Here is a 19,888-nt window from a genome sequence, read left to right as displayed (position 1 = left end):
CCGCTCCTTAAAGTGAGTTTTGAGTTTTGAATTGCGCGAGGGTGAAGCCGTGGCTCGCGGCCAATGCGCGGACCTGCTGCACCTGCTCGCGGCTGATATCGCCGTAGGAGCCGTGCTGGCTCATGCCGGACAAACCCATCAACACCGACTCGGCCATGCACGCATACAGCTGACCTTTTTTCAGGTAAGCCCGCACGTTGGGCGCCAGGCCGTCGTCGAAAGGCGTCTGGACAATGCCACCGTGCATATAGAGCACGTCTTCGCGTTGGCTCGGCAGGTCTTGATGGACGTTCAGCGGCACGGCGATATCGCAAATCACGCTGCGCTCGGCGAAATGGTCGGCGCCGAGAAATGGCTGAGGCGCATTGGCCGCACACAGGATGATCCGTGCGCCCTTGAGCGCGTCGAGATCGTTGGTGACAGTGATGAAAGCGTTGGCGCCCAGGCGCTCATCCACCAGACGGGCGATTTGCAAACCGAGGTCGGCTTTTTGTCCATGTGAATGCAACAAGCCACGAAAACCCTCAATGGTCAGCAGTCGCTGCGCCAACCGGTCGTGTTCGGCTGTGCCCTTGAAGATCGAGCGGGCCGCATCGGCATAAATCAGTTGGGCAGTTTTCTCCAGGCGCCGAACCGAGCCGTCACGACCGCTGCCAATCAGAATCAGGTGATCGACGGTGGCGGACAGCACCGAGGCATAGGTCGAGGCAACGTTACCGGCGGCACCGACAACGGCAGCGGTTTGCTCGTGCAATGCCAGACCTTGCTGCACGCAGCCTTGCTCGATGGCTTCAAGCCCCATGCCGATGGTCAGGGCATTGCCGGACGTCAGTGCCATGTCGGCAACCTTCAGCGCCTGGCAATTGTTGGTGACGATCGAGGTGTACATCCCGAGGCCGGCGATAGTGCAGCCATCGGCGCGGGCATCGGTGACACGTCTGCCGACTTCGTCGCGAATGGTGTCCAGGTCACCGCTGAGGATGTACTCGGCCATGGCATCCGAATCCATGCACAACGGGTACAGCGTGAACTCCACCGCCATGCCGAGGCGCGACCGAATGATCACCGGGCCGACTGGCGCAGCACGGCGTTCAGGCTTGGTGCGGTTGATGAACGTGCGCTTTTGTTCCGGGCTCAGAGCCCCCAGCGAGGGATCTACATCACCGAGGATATCGGCATCGATCAGGTGATTGATGAACGCTACCCGAGCGACGACTTCGACCTGGGCTTCGGCTTTTTCAACGGGCTCGGCCACCCGAAAATCGTCCTGACGGGAGGGTACTGCGGAAATCGAGTCCGCGCAGATACCCGCCGCCAACGGAAACGCATCGCCTCGGCGCAGCATGTCGCAGACCCGTTGCAGGGCACCGATCAGCCCGTCGATTTCGGCCAGGGTGATACAGGCTGGCGGCTCCAGGCGAATCACGTTGGAGTTGCTGCCCGACGGGGCTACCCGCAACGCTTCGAACTGCAACAGGTAACCGGCAATCAAGTAACCCAAAGCATCGTTGTATTGGGCCGACGCCTGAACCAGCGAGCTGCTGACACTCAAGTCATGTAATTCGAAACCCACCAGCAACCCACGCCCGCGCACATCGGCGATCACATCCGGATAGGCCGTCTTCAGCTCATTGAGCGAGGCTTTGAGGTAGGCGCCTTTACTGCGTATGTCTTTGAGCATCGCGTCATCATTGGCGAACAACCGTTGCAATGCCGACAGCGCGATATGGCAGGACGCATCGTCCTCGGCGAAGGTCGAGCTGTGGATGTAGCTGAACTCGCCTTCGTAGTGGCTGCTGCGGATCACCGTCGCGGCGATTTTCATCAAGCCGCCGCCGAGGGCCTTGGACAGGCAGTAATAGTCGCCTTGCAGGTTGAACTGGCTGCTGGCAAGAAACGTCCCGGCACGACCAAACCCCGACTGCACTTCATCGATGACCAGCGGGCATTGTTGCTCGTTACACAGCTTGCGCAGCCCCAGATAGAACTCGGGCGCGAACTCGTTGATACCGCCTTCGCCCTGAATCGGCTCCATCAACACAGCGGTAATCGCACTGAACGGCAGTTGCAGCACGTTCAGGTGTTCGCCATCCCATTGCAAGCTCAACCAATGGTGCGTGTGCCGGGCAGGCAATTCCTGCAACTGGTGAGGCTGATGTGGGTCGATGAACTCGACGTTCAGGCCAAAACGGGAAAACGGCGCCCGGTACTGACGGCCATAGGTCAGTTGCACGGTATTGACCAATTTGCCGTGGAAGCTGCCGCGCAGGGCGACAAATACGGGTTCGATGTGCAACTGCGCAAGGTTGTGTTGGCGAACGGCTTCAACCACTTGACGCAGGGTCACGCTGTTCAAAGTGGCCGGTAGGATACCCGCAGGCAGGTCGAGGTCGGCCACATCCAGCTCTCGGTAAGCACGATCGCTGGCGGTCAGGCTGGCCAGGGTGAAATCGATGTCGTCGAACTGCTTTTGCAGGTTCTTCTGGCGACGGAACTCCGCATGCTTGACGGCAATTTCAACCGCCTCCGCACCGCTGTTGGAGAAGGTCGAAATATAACGTTCGGTGTTCTTCAGTTCGCGATTGAAGGCGTCGCTGAGCGCTCGCCCCAATTGCCCGGCGGCACCGCGGATCGACATTTGTGCGTTGAACGGGACGTCGCTGCGCAGCAGCGCACATAGCTGATCGACAAACTGCGGGTCGTTGTGGCCGAACAGTGCCGCACCGTAACCACCGAGAAAGTCGGTGACCGTGACCATGTCGCCCTTGGGGTTGCGGTAGAACAACTGGCTACCGAGGGCGCGCTGAAACTCACATTCCAGGCCCAGTGCCTGCAGCAGGCCGACGAATTTTGGCCGAACGAAATCGCGATAATCCATGAAAGTCATATCCCTTGAACATAATTAAGAGGCGGTCGTCAGCGTCAGTCTTGAGTGACCTTTGCGCTGTAGAGCACTTGAAAGGCCGCACTGAATCCGTTGTCGTCGCGGTTCAGCACCAGGCAATGAGCAAGGCTCGCGGGGTGAGGCGCACCCTGAATAAACGGCAGGTTGGCCACCGGCTGCTGCAAACCGGCAATCGGCGGCACGCTTTGCGCCTGCAATGTGCAGCGCGCCAGGATCAGATCCACCAGGCTCGGCGCGGCGCTGAGAATGCCGTTGATCGCCAACCCACTGGTAATGTGCGACGCCCGCGCAAGGGCCAGCGTCTGGCATAACACGCGGTCTTTGTGTGCATCACCGGTGCCGCTGCATACCAGCACATCGGTTGGGCTGTCTGGCAGGCTCAAGCGATCGAGGGTGGCATGGGCCGTCATGTCGGCGAGGCACGCCTGAGGACCGGCCGGCAGGTCTTTACGCCGACGCAGCACCAAGGCTGCCGCGCCCTCCCCGGCAATGCCGCCGGTGCCCCGAAGGTCAAAAGGCAGCAAAGTGTTCGAGCCGTTTGCGCCGATGACGCCCGCCTGGACCAACCCGGACAGCGCCAGCGCATCCAGTTCGCTGCCCGCACCGACAATGATTGCCGCGTCAATTCGACCGTCCTGCAAAGCGGCCGTAGCCTCACGCAAGGCTGCCAGGTTGCCGGCGACACCTTGCATATAGGCGTTGCACTCACCCACCAACTTCAGCGCCAGGCTGGTGACACCCAGCAAGCAGTTGCTCAAGCCTTTGAGCACCAAAAAAGGGTCCTGGGCACGGTCTTGCAGGATCCGTTTGGCGAACGCCGCCATGTCGGCGACGCTGTCCTGCCGACAGCCGTGCAACAACTCGGCATAGGATTCCAGGGACGGATGGGTATAGCCGCCCTGGCAGCAATACAAACCGAAACGGACATCCGACTGCTCTTCGGCCAGGCCTGCTTCTTCCAACGCCTGACGCACCGCGCTAACACCCCAGATCACTGCCGGCGTGCAGTAACGCTGAAGGTTTTGCGCAAGGTCTTGCCGGCAGCGTTGGTGGTCCTGATCCTGAATTTGCCCGAACGCCACCACGCGTTCGCTGCAAAACCGCCGGGCGTTCAGCGCCGTGATTGCACTGCGCCCTGCGTTCGCGGCCGCCCAAAAAGACTCGACACCCCAGCCGCTGGGCAACACGCAACCCGCACCGGCAATCGCGACCGCCTGTTTCATCGCAGCGCCTCCCGGTATTTGCCCAGCGCCAACGACGTGTTGAGGCCGCCGAAACCAAAGGAGTTACTCAGGGCGACATCGACCTTGCGCGTGACCGCTTGATGGGCACAGTAGTCGAGGTCGCATTGTTCGTCGGCATCATGCAGGTTCAGGGTTGGAGTGACCCGGTCATCCCGGCAGGCCAGGGCCGTGAGCATGAATTCCGGGGCTCCGGCGGCCGCAATCAGGTGGCCGAACTGGGATTTATTGGCCGTCACCAGCAGCCGCCGATAGCCTTCGCGCTCGGCAAATACGGTCTTGATCGCCAGGGTTTCGGCAGCATCGTTGAGCGGTGTCGACGTACCATGGGCATTGATCAAATCAATCTGTTGCGGCGCAAGGCCCGCATCCGTCAGGGCCGCCTGCATCGCCAGCACCGCTCCCCGGCCCTGCGGGTCGGGTGCGGTGATTTTGTAGGCATCCAGGCTACTGCCGTAACCCAGCACTTCAGCGTACGGTGTGGCCCCTCGGGCAAGCGCCCGTTTGAGGGTTTCGAGCACGACGAAACCACCGCCTTCACCCGCGATCAAGCCACTGCGGTGGAGATCGAACGGCCGACACAGTTCGGTGCCCCAACGCTGTTCGCTGCTGGCGGCACCGAGCAGATACAGCGCGGTCATGGTGTCCAGGCTCAGCACCGAATCGGCGCCCCCGGCAATGGCCACCTCGACCTCGCCGCGGCGGATCATCTGAAATGCATTGCCGATGGCCTGAGATGCTCCTGCGCAAGCGCTGCTGATATTGATCACCGGGCCTTCACTGCCGATGCCATCGGCAATCACCCGCGCAAGGCGGTCGTTGCTCTGACACAGCGAACTGTCAGGATCGACCTGCGCTTGTCGTGCCATCAATTGAGCCCAGGACGGCGCCTGTGCCGGATTGTCCGCCAGGCTGAGCAGCATGTCCTGCAAACGATGAGCGGGTGCGCCGGACGCTGACAATACCGCCGCGCCGCGCAACTGTTCGGGGCTCAGGCCACTGTCGGCAATGGCTTGGGTGGCCGCAATCCAACCAAAGCGAGTGCGCTTTTCCAGCGACAAACCCCAGGCCGGATGGTCTTTCAAATGTGCGGGCATCAAGCCCATATCCACGGGCGCCGCGTAACGCACGGGGAACGAGCCCGCCTCGACGCCTTCCGGTTGCCATGGCCGAATGCAGTGCTCGCCGGCCAACATTTTTTGCCACATGGACTGCCACTCGAAACCGAAACCGGTGACGGCGCCCATGCCCGTGATCACGATCCGTGTGGGGCTCATGGGTAATTCTCCATTGTCTCTGTGCCCGACGACGCTCTGGCCAGCAGCACCGCGCCCCAATGCCCGCTTCGGCTGTGTTCAAGCAACAGCGTGTACCGGCCGGAATCCAGTGCCCAGGTCACAGCGATTTCGGTGAGCAAGGCGCTGGCGCCCAAGTCACCTACCAACGCCTTAGAGTGTTTGAGGGTGTGCCCCGACAGGGTGAACAGCGCGGCTATTTGCGGATCCTGTGGGTCGGCGACGACTTGCCCGACATCGCTGAGGCACAGTTTTTCATTGCTCAAAGCACGCTCAATGACGTCGCGACCAACCGCCAGCCCACGCTCGGGTTGCGCGCTGTAACCACGGGCAAACCCTGCAATGCGCAACGCAGACTGAGCACCGCTGCCTGGGTTGGTCGTCAGCAATAGTGCCGCAGCACCTTCGCCAAAAACCCACGGGCCAGGGTTGACTGGTGGGTGAGTAGCATCACGCAGGTACAACGCTGGGGTGATGTTCGGACTGCTACTGACGACGACGGCAGCATCGGCACGGCCTTCGCCAAGATGGGCGACGGCCTCCATCAAGGCATCCAGCCCCGCATTGCCCTGGGAGCAGAAACCGCCCATGGGCCCCTTGCAACGCAAGGCCTCAGCCGCGTGTGCCATGACGCTGCTGTTGAGCATCATCAGCGCATGCAGCGGCGGTGTGTGGGCAAAGAATTGCGCCAACAGATCCGCCGGTTGTGCGCCAATGGCCTGCACTGCATCCCAGCACGAGCTCGGGCCATCCACTTCCGGAATGGCAGCAGTCAATGCGATCCGCTCGTCGGGCAGCTCCTGCCCACGCAAGGTCTCGGCGAGACGACCGGCGCAATACAGCAGGCGCGCGCCCTGAGGCTCAAGGCTGCGGGACAACTTGCGGTCGTACACACCGGCCGGCAAGGCGGGCGCTACGACACAATGGGCCAGGCGTGCGGGGTCGAAATCCAGCGGTTGCGCGGCCTGAGGTTGACTGTCACGAGACGCACATTCGGTACCAGCGGCGTTGAGTACCGACGCAGCGGTGATGTAAACGGCAGTTGAATTGGATCTGGTCATTTCATGCCCTGCCCAGCACCAACGAACTGTTCACGCCACCAAACCCAAATGAGTTGGAGAGCACGACATTGATCCGTTGCTGCAACGGTTCGCAAAGGAATTTCAACTTCGGAAATTCGGACTTTTCCGGCTGATAGTTGAGGGTCGGCAAGGCCACGCCCAACTGAATGCTCATCAACGACAGCACCGCCTCAATGGCTCCACTGCCGGCCAACGAATGCCCAACGGCAGATTTGTTGGCGGTGAACGTCATCTGCTCCAGCGTTTCGCCGAAAACCTGCGCCAGGCCCAGAGCCTCACAACGGTCATTGGCCTGGGTCGACGTACCGTGAACATTCACATGGTCCACAGCCGCACGGGTCAGTTCGGCATCGGCCAGGGCCGCCGCCATGCAGGCGGCGTACTTGCTACCGTCGCGACTGCTGGAGGTGATTTTTTCTGCCTCGCACAGGTTCGCGTAACCCAGCACTTGCCCCCGCGAACAGGCCTGGCGACGCTCGGCATGCTCGCGGGATTCCAGCACCAACAGCGCCGCCCCTTCACTCAGCACAAAACCGCAGCGGTCCGGCATAAAAGGCCGGCTCTGTTCTTGTGGGGATAAATCCACTCGCTGGCAGAGTGCGCCCAGCCCATCAAAGCTGTAGTAGGACAATTCATGGGCCATCAACTCCACCGCGCCACACAACGCCAGTTCGATCTCGCCCCGGGCGATCGCTCGATAGGCGCTGCCAATGGCCATGGTGCCGGCGGCACAGGCATCGGAATGTGTGGAAATATGGTCACGCACATCCAGCCATTCGGCGAGATGGCGGGTTTGCTGATCGACCCGCCGAGCGAACGCCCCACCGCTGAGGGTGTGGTTATCCAGATAGCGGTCGAGATCGACTCGCCCCTGATCGTCCATGTAACGGCTGGCGTCCTGCAAATCACCGCTCACGCAATGTTTGTTGGCCCCGACAAAAATGCCGCTGGCGACCCGGGAAAATGCGCCGTCGGCCAACCCGGCATGGGCCAGCGCCTGACGGGCCACGTAATGCGCCAGCCATTCCTGGCGCGAGGTGGTGCGCAGATCGCCTGGGAAAGCCGCCGCGATGACCTGCCATTGTTGCTCATCGATAAATCCGGCGGCCGGGTTCGCAAACCCCAGCTCGACAAACGCCGGGTGCTGGCGAATGCAGGAACGCTTTTCGCTGATCGTCGTGAACAGCGAGGCTGCATCCAGCGCCGTGGGAGCCACCAGACCATAGCCGGTGACCAGAACCTCTCGGGCCCGCATCAAGGCAACCCCTACGCCGAGGCTTTCAACTGGGTGGCCGCGTACTGCTCAACCAACAGACGCGAGATCGAGTCACCGTCCAAAGGGGTCAGGCGAGCACTGCAACCGCCACATACCACTTGCTGGCGTTCATTGAGCTGGGCGTGGACCGCGCCGCACTCAGGGCAGGCCTCGGGGAGGTAGTTGAAAATGTTATGGCATTGCTGCGCCCAGTTACGCACGGTGGTGGCCGCGAAGACATCGCCCGGCTGCATACCCGCGCGCAGCTGGCCCGGCGCATAAGCGCTGAGGCTTTGTTCCAGCAAGGCCACGCCTTCCTGCGTGATACGGCCTTTTTCGACAAGTCGGCTAGCGTCGCCGAATACTGCTACCGCGTGATCCAGCACGCTGGTTTTCGGCAGGGTACAACCGTAGTGACGGCCCAGCTGGAAGTTCAGGTCGACGATGTCCAGTGAGTCGGCGCTGAGGTCGTCAACGATACTGCTGTGCTCTGCCACGTCGCCGCTGTCCATCACCAGCAACTGCGCAAGAATCTCTCGTGTACTGCTGATAACGCTGTCCAATTCCAACGGATTGTTCACTGATTATTTCCCTATAAAAGCAGCATTGAATGAATGAAGTTGATAGGCCAAAAAAGCTGTTTTCGGGCCAAATCTATCGAGGGCCGGAAGTCTAAAGTCTCCCCTTAAGGGGAGAGTCAACTTGCCATCATTGCTTTTGAATAAAATCATGCGGAGGCCTGAAACCCTTGGTTTGAGTACCTCGTCGGTTTGGGACGACGTTTGTTAGCGGCGAGTGATGGCTATCGGCACGCGCCTTCTCAGCGAGGCAGATTGACGCACCCTCGATGCGATCATACAATCTGTATACACATTGTATTTTAGCTTCAGACGCAATGCGACGTGTGGGCTTGCCCCACGAGCCTGTGCCGGGCGAACGCTGAAACCGCACCCGGCCGTGTCACCCAACACTTTGACTGAGATGGATGTAAATGGCAGTTACCCGCAGGAAAGTACTTATCGGGGCCGGCGTTGGCGCCGGTGTTGTCGCAGCCGGTGGCGCCACTGCGCTGCTCAATGACGGAATCCCGGCCGACCCGGCTTCGCTGGTGCGCGTCGATGCGCTGCCACGTGACGACTCCTCCCCAGGCTGGTTCCACACCAGCCGCGTGCGTCAGCCGAAGGCACCGCTGGTCGGTGATGACCAGGCACCATGGGTGGTGATCGGTGCGGGCTTCACCGGCCTTGCCGCTGCACGCCAGCTGGCGCTGAACTTCCCTCAGGACAAGGTGATCCTGGTTGAAGCACAGCAGGTCGGCTTCGGTACCTCCGGCCGTAATGCCGGTTTCCTGATCGACGTGCCCCACGACATCGGCGCGCCGGACTACATCGGTGACAAGGCCAACGCCAAGAACATCCTGCACCTGAACCAGCGCGGCCAAGGCATCCTTCGCGACCTGGTGGCCGAACACAACATCGTCGACGCCCACCTGCGCCACTCCGGCAAGTACCAGGCAGCCATCGAGGACAAAGGCATCGCGGTGCTCAATGCCTACCGTGGCGGCCTGGAAGCCCTGGGCGAAAAGGTCGAGCTGATTGAAGGCAACGAGCTGAAAGACCACATCGGCACCTCGTTCTACCGCAAGGCGCTGTACACCCCAGGCACCATGCTGGTTCAGCCTTCGGCACTGGTCAAAGGCCTGGCCGACAGCCTGCCAGAGAACGTCACGCTGTACGAAGACACGGTGATCACCGCCGTCGACTATGGCCAGAAAATCGTGCTGCATCATCCGACCGGCCGCATCACTGCCGACAAGCTGATTCTCGGCAACAACCACTTCGGTCAACATTTCGGCTTCCTGCAGAACCGTATGCTGCCGATCTTCACCTACGGCAGCCTGACTCGCCCGCTGACCCCGGCCGAACAGGCCAGCATCGGCGGCCAGGAATTCTGGGGCGTGATCCCGGCCGACCCGTTCGGTTCGACCCTGCGTCGTACCCACGACAACCGCATCCTGGTGCGCAACAGCTTCAGCTTCAACCCCGACGGCCGCTCCAAGGATGGCTACACCAACAAGGTCCGTGCCGCCCACCGCCTGTCGTTCGAGCGTCGCTTCCCAACGCTGACCGACGTGCAGTTCGAGCACACCTGGGGCGGTGGTCTGGGGATGACCCGCAACGGTGCCGGCTTCTTCGGCGAGCTGCGTGAGAACGTGTATGGCGCGCTGGCCTGCAATGGCCTGGGCACCGTGCGCGGCACCGCCACTGGCACCCTGCTGGCCAACATGCTGGCGGGCAAGAGCGAGCCGCTGACCGAATTCCTGCTGGCCGCACCGAAACCTAACTGGAACCCGCCACAGCCGGCGCTTTCGATGGGCGTGAATTTCACCCTGCGCACCGGCCAGGCAAGAGCTGGCCTCGAAGCCTGACCTGGCAGGCTGGCGCCTCGCGCGCCAGCCTCCCCCAACCTTGCCTGAACGGCATCACAGCAGAGAGAAGCATGGGAATTTTTGACTGGAAACACTGGATCGTCCTGTTGGCCGTGGTGATCCTGGTCTTCGGCACCAAGAAGCTGAAGAACCTCGGCGGCGACCTGGGCGAATCGATCAAGGGCTTTCGCAAAGCCATGCACGAGGAAGAGAACGCACCTGCCCAAGCGACTGCGCAGCCCCTCCAAGACCCGCAGCACAAAGGCTGACCCATGTTCGGCATCAGCTTTACCGAGCTACTGCTCGTTGGCCTGGTCGCCTTGCTGGTACTCGGCCCCGAGCGCCTGCCCGGTGCCGCGCGCACAGCAGGGCTGTGGATCGGCCGTTTGAAACGCAGCTTCAACGCCCTCAAAGACGAGGTCGAGCGCGAGATCGGCGCCGGTGACCGCCCGTTGCACAACGAACACATCCTGCAGCCACCGCCTGCCGCCGCCACGCCCGACCAGCCTCAACCTCCGCGAGCCCCATGAGCGAAAAACCGCAAGACGACCAGCCGATGCCGCTGGTCTCGCACCTGACCGAACTGCGCACCCGCCTGCTGCGCTGCGTGGCCGCGATCTTTCTGATCTTCGCCGGGCTGTTCTCCTTCGCCCAGCAGATCTACACCCTGGTCTCGGCGCCGCTGCGCGACCACTTGCCGGCCAACGCGACGATGATCGCCACCGACGTGGCCTCGCCGTTCCTGACGCCGTTCAAGCTGACCATGATCGTTTCGCTGTTCCTGGCGATCCCATTCATCCTCCAGCAGATCTGGGGTTTCATCGCACCGGGGCTGTACCGCCACGAAAAGCGCATCGCCATCCCGCTGCTGGTGTCGAGCATCTTCCTGTTCTATGCCGGCATGGCCTTCGCCTACTTCCTGGTGTTCCCGCTGATGTTCAAGTTCTTCGCCGCCGCCACCCCGGCAGGCGTGGCGATGATGACCGACATCGCCAACTACCTCGACTTCGTCATGACCCTGTTCTTCGCCTTCGGCGTGGCCTTCGAGATCCCGGTGGCGGTGGTGCTGCTGGTGTGGATCGGCGTGGTCGATGTGCAGTACCTGAAGAAGATCCGCCCCTACGTGATCATCGGCTGCTTCGTGGTCGGCATGATCCTCACCCCGCCGGACATCTTCTCGCAGACCCTGCTTGCCGTGCCGATGTGGCTGTTGTTCGAGATCGGTGTGCTGTGTGGCAATTTGGTGCGCAAGCGCAGCGGAGCTACTGAGGTCAGCGTGCTTGAGCGCCCCGGCCTATAACGGGTACAAAAAGCGATCATGAATAAAATTGCATTTGTACTTAAGAAAAATGAGCTTTTCTCATGACGGTTTTTTTCTGACAATCCCCGCATTGAATTTTCCACTGCAAGGACAGGGCGCCACTGGAGGCCAACACGGCTCACGACAGTGGACCTGGCCCGCAGAAATCAGGGTGTCAGATCACAATGAACAAAGACTTCACCTTTGCCATCAGCCGCATCAGCTTCGATGAGCACTATCAACCCTCGGCCAATACCCGCGCCACGACAAACTTCGCCAACCTCGCGCGGGGCACGCGTCGCCAAGAGAATCTGCGCAACACTTTGCGGATGATCGACAACCGTTTCAATGCGCTGGCGCACTGGGACAATCCCAGGGGTGATCGCTATACGGTAGAGCTCGAGATCATTTCTGCCGAGGTGTGTGTCGACCCTGAACGTGATGCCCCTGCCCTGCCCTTGATTGAAATACTCAAAACGACCGTGGTCGATCGAAAAACCAATGCGCGCATTGACGGCATGGTCGGCAACAACTTTTCCTCCTACGTGCGTGACTATGACTTCAGTGTGCTGCTGCTCGGGCATAACAAAGGCCAGGCAACGTTCAGCACACCCGCTGATTTTGGCGACCTGCACGGCAAGCTGTTCAAGTGCTTCGTCAATTCAAGCGCCTACAAAAATCACTTCGACAAGCCACCGGTTATCTGTCTAAGCGTTTCCAGCAGCAAGACCTACCACCGGACCGAGAATCAGCACCCGGTGCTGGGCGTTGAATATCGGCAGGATGAGTATTCGCTGACGGATGAGTACTTCAAGAAAATGGGGCTGAAGGTTCGCTACTTCATGCCTGCCAACAGCGTCGCCCCTTTGGCTTTTTACTTCGCCGGTGACCTGCTTGCTGATTACACCAACCTTGAACTGATCAGCACCATCAGCACGATGGACACCTTCCAGAAAATTTATCGCCCTGAAATTTACAACGCCAATACGGCTGCCGGAAAAACCTATCAGCCAAGCCTGCAGCATCAGGATTATTCACTCACTCGAATCGTTTACGACCGAGAAGAGCGCAGCCGGCTGGCTATCGAGCAGGGGTCGTTTGCCGAAGCGAACTTCATCAAACCTTACCGCGCTGTTCTTGAACAGTGGTCCGCTCACTACGCGCGTTGATGTGCCCCAATTACAAGGTCTCTTCTTTCATGAAAAAACTGCTACCTACTTCGACTGCCGGCAGCCTGCCTAAACCCGTCTGGCTTGCCCAACCCGAAACACTCTGGTCCCCTTGGAAATTGCAGGGCGATGAATTGATCGAGGGCAAACACGACGCGCTGCGCTTGTCATTGCACGAGCAACAGCAGGCCGGCATTGACATCGTCAGTGACGGTGAACAAACCCGCCAACACTTCGTCACGACGTTCATCGAACACCTCAGTGGCGTCGATTTCGAGAAGCGTGAAACCGTCAGGATTCGGGACCGCTACGATGCCAGCGTGCCGACGGTCGTGGGCGCTGTCGCTCGGCAAAAACCGGTGTTTGTCGAGGACGCCAAGTTCCTGCGCCAGCAAACCCAGCAACCGATCAAGTGGGCGCTGCCTGGCCCCATGACCATGATCGATACGCTGTATGACAGCCACTATAAAAGCCGCGAAAAACTGGCCTGGGAATTTGCCAAGATCCTCAACGAGGAAGCGAGAGAACTGGAAGCCGCTGGCGTCGATATCATCCAGTTCGATGAGCCTGCATTCAACGTCTTCTTCGACGACGTGAACGACTGGGGCGTTGCCACCCTGGAGCGGGCCATTGAAGGGCTGAAATGTGAAACGGCGGTGCACATCTGCTACGGCTATGGCATCAAGGCCAACACCGATTGGAAAAAGACCCTCGGGTCAGAGTGGCGCCAGTATGAAGAGGCGTTCCCCAAGCTGCAGAAGTCCAGTATCGACATCGTCTCGTTGGAATGCCACAACTCGCACGTGCCCATGGAACTGATCGAGCTCATCCGTGGCAAGAAAGTGATGGTAGGGGCCATCGACGTGGCGAACCACGCGATTGAAACACCTGAGGAAGTCGCCAACACGCTGCGCAAAGCCCTCCAGTTCGTAGATGCCGACAAGCTCTACCCGTGCACCAACTGCGGCATGGCGCCCCTGCCCCGTCGCATTGCCAGTGGCAAGCTCAATGCGTTGAGTGCAGGCGCAGAAATCGTGCGCAGAGAACTCGCAAACCAGCGCTGAGCCAGTGCCTGAAGTGGCAAGCAAGCAGGCTTGCCACTTTCAGGCGACACCTAATCGTCAGGTCCCTCCATGTCAATTCCTAGTGTTGCTATTGAGCCCTCGCGTTTTCGCGAAGCGCTCGGGCATTACGCTTCTGGTATCACCGTGATCACATCACAGGTTGATGGCGAACCCATCGGTTTCACCTGCCAGTCGTTCTACAGCGTGTCGATGAGCCCACCACTGGTGTCATTCAGCGTCATGGCCAGTTCGGCGAGCTACCCCAAAATCCGCCAGGCAGGTCGCTTCGCGGTCAATATCCTCTCGGGTGAGCAGGCTGGGATTTCCAACCAGTTTGCTCGGCGAGGGACGGACAAGTGGCACAACATCGCATGGCAGACGTCGCCGTTGGGCAATCCGATCATTGGCGGCAGCCTGCACTGGCTGGATTGTGAAATCCGCGCCGAACACGTTGCAGGTGATCACCTGATTGTGGTCGGGGAAGTGAAAGCATTAAACCTGCAAGATACGGTAGCAACGCGGCCTTTGCTGTATTTCAAAGGTCAGTATTGCTCACTTGGCGTGGCTTGAGTGTCTGCCCGCGACTCAGCGTCAGCGGTGGATACCGATCATCCGACCGATATAGCCAGGCCGGAGTAGCCGCCTGTGGGCCTCGAACAGCAAGCATCAGCGGTGCCGGGCCACAGGTGTAGAAGTGGGCGCCTGCCGGTTGATTGGGTGATCAGGGCATCGCGCTGGCTGGCCAGTGCCGACCGCTGGCGTCACTAGCTTCTTCATGCCCCCCCGCCAATCGTGACTTTCAACGACTTTGGTTGCTGTCGAACGCGGAAGGTAATGCAGGCATTAGATAGTGGCCTTGTGCTATTTTTATCGAGCGCAGCGCTTTACCTTCGATAAAGCTGCGCTTTCCCCCTCGCTACTACCCGCGCTCTTGGAACGGTGACACGCAATGGATGCCAGCATTCAGAAGATTGAACTCTACGGCCATACCCTCGAAACACCGCAGAGCAAGCTTGGTACAAACCAGGTCAGGCAAGCATTCTCGACAATTGCCTCGACATGGTCGCAAAAAATCAATGCCAGCTTTTACGATCTGTTTTCTAACCTGGATAGCCTGTATGAAGGCGGCGACGATCTAGCAGACAAGATCCGCTCCCAGGCAATAGGTCAAGGCATCAAGCTCAGCGTGGCCCACGGGATCTACGATATCGACGAACAGCGCTTCTACGAGGCGTTCATGCAGCGCTACGACTCATGGGATGAAGACTTCGGCGTATTGGCCGAGCAATACGAAGCCATCGTCGAGCGCTCAGCCGAAATGGATGCGCATCGCACCAATCGTCGTCGGGGTCGCCGCCAGTGGGTGGGTTACGGTTCAGAGAAGGCGGTATACGATGCCGACGCGAAAAACCTGATGTCCAATATTGGTCATGGCGTATTCAACCTGATGGCCAAAGGGGTAAGCGCACTCGGTGATTCGTTCAAGAAAGACGAAATTTTCAAGAGGCCGGCAACGGTTAAGGCTTTCGCAACTGGCGCCAGCAATATCGTCAATGCTGCCTACCTGGCGACGCTCGACGCCATAAATGCCGAATCGCCCGGGACGTTGTATGGCTACTCTAAGGACGAGATCAGAAAGTCCCAGGCGATTACCGAGAATATTGAAAGAGGCCTGATCCCGGACGATGACGTACTGCCGTCGGCGATCAAAGCGATCAGTGTTTACCCCTACAATGAGCGGATCTATCCGATCCTGCTACGTAAGTTCGGCGGTGATCGAGGGCGGCTCGATGCTGTTGTGAAGTACTTCGGCATGGGCGGCCTGCTCAAGGAAAAGCAAGCATTGATCCAGGAGCAATTGCGCCAGTGCGACCTCAGCACGGTGGAAAGCTTCACCGCCAGTCGACCGGACATCGAGCGCTATGCGCAATTCATCAGTTATGAACGTTTCGACGAACACTGTGAGCAAGTGATCGAGAAAATCGTGGCGCGGGAGACTCAGGCGAGTGCGCTGTCAGCCGTACCCGCACTACCAAACGCCACGGAACACAGCGGCTGCCGGTTGACAGTGGCGGCCGCCGCCCAAGATTTCAGGTCCAACGCCGATCACAAGTTCTACGTGGCACCGGACTTGCCAGCGAAAAAGATCCTTGCCTTCGAATCCAAGAACGCGCTGAACATTGCCAAGGACAAGGTGGTGTTCTTCTTCGACGAAACGGTGTTCGGCTCTGGCGACAAGGGGGTACTGGTTGATCTTGAGTACGTGTATGTGCATCTGCAATTCAAGGAGTCGCACCGCGTGGCGCTTGCCGATATCGCCGACGTCTCCATCAGCGGTCTGGTGAATAAAAAGCTGACGCTGGCCAAGCGTGACGGAACCAAGGTGGATGTGGTACTGACCCAAAGCAACAAGGGCGCGACCAACCTGAGCGAAGCTATTCTTGGGCTCACGCGATTGAGAGGAGCGGCGGGGAACTGATCTGCCAGCCATTAATCTTTTTGGGCTTGATGCTATTCGACACGATGAGAAAGCGGCTGTATGCCGCGCCTCACAAAACAGATCATTGATTCCACCAGGCGCCCCAAGGCGCACACTGGCTGGTTCCCCATTAGCAGTACAAGGACGATGCACATGACCCTCGGAGATCTCGCTCAAATCCTGGAGGACCACTTTAGTCCCAAGGCCCGTGACATAACACGCTTTGCAGGCACCGGCTACTCGTTTGAAGAGTGGTTCAACTGGGAACAATTCAATGCGTTCACCGCTCGGGCATTCGAGTGTAGTCCCAAACCAGGCTACAAGACCCACTTTACTGGGCACGCGTCTGCCCAATTGGGTGATATTGCGATTTGGGCGAAGGACGGTACAGCTTGGTTGGTGGAAACGTCGTTAGTGCATGCCTATACGCAAAACAAATGGAAAACCAAAATCACAGAAGACCGGGAAAAACTCCAAGGTGCCGTTGGGCTAGGGGTTCGGAAAGTTCAGTTGATGCTGTTGTGCAGCGACGTAGAAACAGATCTTCAGGCCAAGTGGGCTTACTGGTTTGAGGATATGCCCTTCTGGGCGGAGCCAGACGCTAAAAAACACTTTAGCGATGGTGAGCAGGGAGAAGTGTGCTTGTTACTCTGGGAGGTGGAATAACGGCAGCCAATGCCGACAAGGAGGGCTCCAACAAGCTGGCAGACCGGCATTAACGTTGAACCATTCGATTGGTTCCGTGATGTTTTGTGAAAGCGGGTTTACCCGCGAAACAGGCAATGCGCCGTATGGCCCGACTTCGCCAGTGCAACTGCCAGCCTTAGCCCGGTGCTGCCTATGCGTCCGGGGCAGGCCTGGTCCACTTCCCAAGAAACTCGCCAACTCTGCGCTCAATATCACTCTCGACCGTCCGTAGCCGCAGAATGGGAATGCCACACCCAGCCAGAATCTCATTCTTCATGGCATCCCGAGCTGCCTGCACGGGGTGGTCGTGATACCCGCCATCGACCTCGATCACCCCTATCGGGGTCTTGCCCACTTTGAAATAGATCACGAAATCGCAACTGGCGCGCCTCATGAACGCCCGCTGGGTTTCCGTCCACTTGGGGTTACTCGGCGATGCGAGCTTTTCCAGTCGAATTTGCGTGTGGAACTTCAACCCCTGGCACGCTGGGACCGACAGCGCTTCACGCAGCAACTGCGCCACGATCTGCTCCGATTTATAACGTGAGTCCTCAGGGCGAAGACGGGCGTTCAGACGTGTCAGGGACTGGTCGTATTCGCGGTACAACAAGTCGAATGCCGACACCACCGGCGCGCACACGATCTGCTGGTCCTGCGCGTAATAGCTGATATAGCGGATGAGCGCGGCGATGTGGCCATTGTTGTCGGTAAACACCTCGTCACCGGTCACCAGGGTGAAGCGATGTTTAGCTCGTGACACCGCCACGTTGATCATCCGCGGGTCGTCGACGAAATCCAGGCGCCTTTGCGCCTGGTTGTAGCGCTTTTTGTCCAGCACGGTAGAGAAGACGATCTCGTCGCACTCGCGCCCCTGGAACTTGTGCACGGTGTCATTGACGAAGTCCGCGGGCAGGTGCGTGTCGGAGAGGCTCACCTGTGCCCGGAACGGGGCGATGTAACCGCGGCCTTCACCGTCCACTGCTACGGACTGCCCTTCGTCTTCGAGCACCTTCAGCAAGGACTCCAACTCCCGAAGGTTGGTGTTTTTGCGTGCGTGGTTGCCCTTGGAGGTCACTACAAGGCGCAGAGGTTCCCCGCCGTCATCTACGGTCATCGGCACCAGTGCGTTGCCATAGAACTGCTGGTTGCAGAACTGGATGATCCTGGGGTGACAGCGGTAATGCTCCTTCAACAGCGTCCTTGGCAGTGCGTCCTGGAACACGGCAATACACGAATCCAGCAGGCTGTAGTGCTCGCAATCGTAGGCCTCGGCCGGCGCCTGAAGCCCCAGTTTGACAGGGATGTGCGGTAACTGGCGATTGTCGCCGACGACGATCAGGTTCTTGGCGCAGCCAAGTGGCAGGATACCCGGCACGATGTCCTGCAAGGACGCTTCGTCGATGATCACGTAGTCGAGGATCGCCCCCGGCGCGATCGAGTTGACGATGGAGTGCGTGCCGCTGCACAGGATAGGGAAACGCTGCACGAAGGCATCAAAATTCATGCGGTAGGTTTTGGCATCGAAGCTGCCTCGCGGCGCTACCTGGGCTTGCAAATGCTGCTTCAGATGGTGCATCGATGCGGTTGTCAGCTCTTTGAGCAAAGCCGTGAAATTTGCGCGCACCAAGGATTCACGGCACGTCCGCAGCTCAGCTTCCTTGTCCTTAAGCGACTTGTCGTAGTAATGCATCTGCAGGGCATGAAACGCGGCCATGCGCGCTTCGCCCTCGGCGAACGGTTTAGTGCGAAAGACTCTGAACTTGAATAGCAGCTCGACACGGTCCTTGAGCTTAACGCGCTGCTCGCCAAGGTGCGCCAGGTAAGCCATGAGGTCGGTAGTCTTACGTGGGGTCAGCCCGTATTTGTCCAACGAACCTGTGACCTGCACACCGTTTTCTGCCTGCCACTGCTGCAGATAGCGCCGCTCGATGGCCAACTCGTCCAGTTCGATCTGAAGTTGTGCCGCCCGGTTGTGGTCTTGCAGGTGCTGCTTCAGGCGGGCCAGCAAGGCCTGGATTTCTTCCAGGGACGGTGCCGGCCCGGGCACGCAGGAGGGCCACGCAGGCAGGTTGGCGAAGAAGGCCTCGCGGTTATCCTTGTTGCCGAGCTTGGCTACCAGGTAGTCCAGTCCGCATTTCTCCAGCTTTTCGTAGACGTTTGCAACTGCCGCATTGTTGTTGGACAGAACCGCTACCGTCTGCCCGCGCAACAGGATATTGGCGAGGATGTTGAGGATGGTCTGGGTCTTGCCGGTTCCCGGTGGGCCTTCGATCACGCTGATTTGTGCGCTGAACGCCCGCTCGACTGCCTGATACTGGCTGTCGTTCAGTCCGAACGGATAAATGAGCCCCTGACCTGGGGCGAGCGTGCTGTTGCGCCCGGTGCAATAGGCTTGCAAGGCAGTGCTGGCGATGGCTGGGAGTTTTCCAAGCTGAGCCATGACATTGCTGGCTATGTCACGATCAGCCTTTGACTGCGCTTGGGCGTGTCGGGCACTCGCAACGGCAGTGAAATAACCGAAGACCGGCGTGTCTTTGATCGAGGTAGGGGCGGTGAAGACAATGCCGTCCATCTTGTGGACATAGGGCCTGTTACTGCCCGGATAGCGCACCACGGCATATCGCTCGCCGTAGATCATCGCCTTTTCGATGTATTTGACGATCGTGCTGCCAGGTTTGGTCAGCAGTACGTTGCTTAACTCGCGGGAAGGTGACACTCGGCAGTTACTGAGCGGGCGGGTGTATTTTTTACTGGAGGGGAAATGACAGGTCAGTTCCAGCGCTTCGTACTTGTCGTTCCAGCGAATCGCCCAATCGGTGATCTTTGCGGTCTTGTCCTCACCATCCATCTGAATCGAAGCCATATTCCCTGGTTCCTGTGCGCATGCCATTCGGTTAGGTCTTGTGCCGAATGCTGCTTTTCCTGTTTGGCGTCATGGTGCCACCATTGCGTGCAACGTCGAAAGCTGGTTTGTGTTTCCGGT

At 59.3% G+C, this 19,888-nt stretch carries 15 protein-coding genes and 1 pseudogene; 9 read left to right on the top strand and 7 right to left on the bottom strand.

All coding sequences use genetic code 11. From position 1 onward, the window contains the following. Window positions 1-7: 7 nt before the first annotated feature. The 6 genes from ACIQUF_RS02730 to ACIQUF_RS02705 all read right to left on the bottom strand — a co-directional run bounded on the left by ACIQUF_RS02730 (window position 8) and on the right by ACIQUF_RS02705 (window position 8,359). Window positions 8-2,878 carry an aminotransferase class III-fold pyridoxal phosphate-dependent enzyme gene (locus ACIQUF_RS02730; protein ID WP_403128069.1) on the bottom strand — a complete coding sequence of 957 codons (2,871 nt, stop codon included), beginning with the start codon at window positions 2,876-2,878 and terminating at the stop codon, window positions 8-10. Between the two features lie 44 nt (window positions 2,879-2,922). Beyond that, window positions 2,923-4,128, bottom strand: a complete 1,206-nt coding sequence (locus tag ACIQUF_RS02725) for a beta-ketoacyl synthase N-terminal-like domain-containing protein (protein ID WP_403128067.1) — start codon at window positions 4,126-4,128, stop codon at window positions 2,923-2,925. After that, window positions 4,125-5,423 (bottom strand): beta-ketoacyl-[acyl-carrier-protein] synthase family protein, encoded by a 1,299-nt coding sequence (locus ACIQUF_RS02720; RefSeq protein ID WP_403128064.1) that lies wholly within the window; start codon window positions 5,421-5,423, stop codon window positions 4,125-4,127. The genes ACIQUF_RS02725 and ACIQUF_RS02720 overlap by 4 nt, the downstream gene beginning before the upstream one ends. Beyond that, the gene (locus ACIQUF_RS02715) at window positions 5,420-6,334 is read right to left on the bottom strand and encodes a beta-ketoacyl synthase (protein WP_403128873.1); all 915 of its coding nucleotides are present in this window, start codon (window positions 6,332-6,334) and stop codon (window positions 5,420-5,422) included. The genes ACIQUF_RS02720 and ACIQUF_RS02715 overlap by 4 nt, the downstream gene beginning before the upstream one ends. 169 nt (window positions 6,335-6,503) lie before the next feature. Continuing rightward, entirely contained in the window at window positions 6,504-7,778 is a 1,275-nt protein-coding gene (locus tag ACIQUF_RS02710; RefSeq protein WP_403128061.1) for a beta-ketoacyl-[acyl-carrier-protein] synthase family protein, read from the bottom strand. An 11-nt stretch (window positions 7,779-7,789) separates the two neighbouring features. Beyond that, complete coding sequence (locus ACIQUF_RS02705; RefSeq protein ID WP_403128058.1) at window positions 7,790-8,359, bottom strand: phosphopantetheine-binding protein; 570 nt, start codon at window positions 8,357-8,359, stop codon at window positions 7,790-7,792. A 524-nt stretch (window positions 8,360-8,883) separates the two neighbouring features. On the opposite strand from ACIQUF_RS02705, the gene ACIQUF_RS02700 reads away from it, so the two are divergent. The 9 genes and pseudogenes from ACIQUF_RS02700 to ACIQUF_RS02660 all read left to right on the top strand — a co-directional run bounded on the left by ACIQUF_RS02700 (window position 8,884) and on the right by ACIQUF_RS02660 (window position 16,884). Then, window positions 8,884-10,206: an NAD(P)/FAD-dependent oxidoreductase gene (locus ACIQUF_RS02700; RefSeq protein WP_400801948.1), complete on the top strand. Its 1,323-nt coding sequence runs from the start codon at window positions 8,884-8,886 to the stop codon at window positions 10,204-10,206. A 71-nt stretch (window positions 10,207-10,277) separates the two neighbouring features. Further along, on the top strand, window positions 10,278-10,475 hold the full coding sequence (locus ACIQUF_RS02695; RefSeq protein ID WP_403128056.1) for a twin-arginine translocase TatA/TatE family subunit: 198 nt from the start codon (window positions 10,278-10,280) through the stop codon (window positions 10,473-10,475). 3 nt (window positions 10,476-10,478) lie between these two features. Next, window positions 10,479-10,730: pseudogene (tatB, locus tag ACIQUF_RS02690) on the top strand (Sec-independent protein translocase protein TatB); the annotation flags it as partial. Window positions 10,731-10,732: 2 nt separating this feature from the next. After that, window positions 10,733-11,506: a twin-arginine translocase subunit TatC gene (tatC, locus tag ACIQUF_RS02685; RefSeq protein ID WP_403128053.1), complete on the top strand. Its 774-nt coding sequence runs from the start codon at window positions 10,733-10,735 to the stop codon at window positions 11,504-11,506. A gap of 185 nt (window positions 11,507-11,691) precedes the next feature. Continuing rightward, a complete protein-coding gene (locus ACIQUF_RS02680; RefSeq protein ID WP_403128050.1) occupies window positions 11,692-12,675 on the top strand; it encodes a DUF1852 domain-containing protein in 984 nt (327 codons plus the stop codon). 29 nt (window positions 12,676-12,704) lie between these two features. Then, window positions 12,705-13,739 carry a methionine synthase gene (locus ACIQUF_RS02675; RefSeq protein ID WP_403128047.1) on the top strand — a complete coding sequence of 345 codons (1,035 nt, stop codon included), beginning with the start codon at window positions 12,705-12,707 and terminating at the stop codon, window positions 13,737-13,739. Window positions 13,740-13,808: 69 nt separating this feature from the next. Further along, window positions 13,809-14,309: a flavin reductase family protein gene (locus ACIQUF_RS02670; protein WP_403128044.1), complete on the top strand. Its 501-nt coding sequence runs from the start codon at window positions 13,809-13,811 to the stop codon at window positions 14,307-14,309. Between the two features lie 379 nt (window positions 14,310-14,688). After that, entirely contained in the window at window positions 14,689-16,218 is a 1,530-nt protein-coding gene (locus ACIQUF_RS02665) for a hypothetical protein (protein ID WP_403128042.1), read from the top strand. Window positions 16,219-16,371: 153 nt separating this feature from the next. After that, entirely contained in the window at window positions 16,372-16,884 is a 513-nt protein-coding gene (locus tag ACIQUF_RS02660) for a hypothetical protein (RefSeq protein WP_403128038.1), read from the top strand. 172 nt (window positions 16,885-17,056) lie between these two features. On the opposite strand, the gene ACIQUF_RS02655 is transcribed toward ACIQUF_RS02660, so the two are convergent. Further along, the gene (locus tag ACIQUF_RS02655) at window positions 17,057-19,768 is read right to left on the bottom strand and encodes an AAA domain-containing protein (RefSeq protein WP_403128035.1); all 2,712 of its coding nucleotides are present in this window, start codon (window positions 19,766-19,768) and stop codon (window positions 17,057-17,059) included. Window positions 19,769-19,888 lie beyond the last annotated feature (120 nt).

The organism is Pseudomonas sp. NPDC090233, from assembly GCF_044772285.1.
In the GTDB taxonomy this organism is placed as follows: Bacteria; Pseudomonadota; Gammaproteobacteria; order Pseudomonadales; family Pseudomonadaceae; genus Aquipseudomonas.
Note: the sequence above shows the minus strand (reverse complement) of the source record. Positions and strands in the feature narration are given on the sequence as shown.

Excerpts from the sequence above, each read along its gene's own strand:
- ACIQUF_RS02670 (WP_403128044.1), top strand. The coding sequence starts at position 13,809 with ATGTCAATTCCTAGTGTTGCTATTGAGCCCTCGCGTTTTCGCGAAGCG.
- ACIQUF_RS02675 (WP_403128047.1), top strand. The coding sequence starts at position 12,705 with ATGAAAAAACTGCTACCTACTTCGACTGCCGGCAGCCTGCCTAAACCC.
- ACIQUF_RS02725 (WP_403128067.1), bottom strand. The coding sequence starts at position 4,128 with ATGAAACAGGCGGTCGCGATTGCCGGTGCGGGTTGCGTGTTGCCCAGC.
- ACIQUF_RS02665 (WP_403128042.1), top strand. The coding sequence starts at position 14,689 with ATGGATGCCAGCATTCAGAAGATTGAACTCTACGGCCATACCCTCGAA.
- ACIQUF_RS02680 (WP_403128050.1), top strand. The coding sequence starts at position 11,692 with ATGAACAAAGACTTCACCTTTGCCATCAGCCGCATCAGCTTCGATGAG.
- ACIQUF_RS02655 (WP_403128035.1), bottom strand. The coding sequence starts at position 19,768 with ATGGCTTCGATTCAGATGGATGGTGAGGACAAGACCGCAAAGATCACC.
- ACIQUF_RS02730 (WP_403128069.1), bottom strand. The coding sequence starts at position 2,878 with ATGGATTATCGCGATTTCGTTCGGCCAAAATTCGTCGGCCTGCTGCAG.
- ACIQUF_RS02720 (WP_403128064.1), bottom strand. The coding sequence starts at position 5,423 with ATGAGCCCCACACGGATCGTGATCACGGGCATGGGCGCCGTCACCGGT.
- ACIQUF_RS02710 (WP_403128061.1), bottom strand. The coding sequence starts at position 7,778 with ATGCGGGCCCGAGAGGTTCTGGTCACCGGCTATGGTCTGGTGGCTCCC.
- tatC (WP_403128053.1), top strand. The coding sequence starts at position 10,733 with ATGAGCGAAAAACCGCAAGACGACCAGCCGATGCCGCTGGTCTCGCAC.
- ACIQUF_RS02660 (WP_403128038.1), top strand. The coding sequence starts at position 16,372 with ATGACCCTCGGAGATCTCGCTCAAATCCTGGAGGACCACTTTAGTCCC.
- ACIQUF_RS02695 (WP_403128056.1), top strand. The coding sequence starts at position 10,278 with ATGGGAATTTTTGACTGGAAACACTGGATCGTCCTGTTGGCCGTGGTG.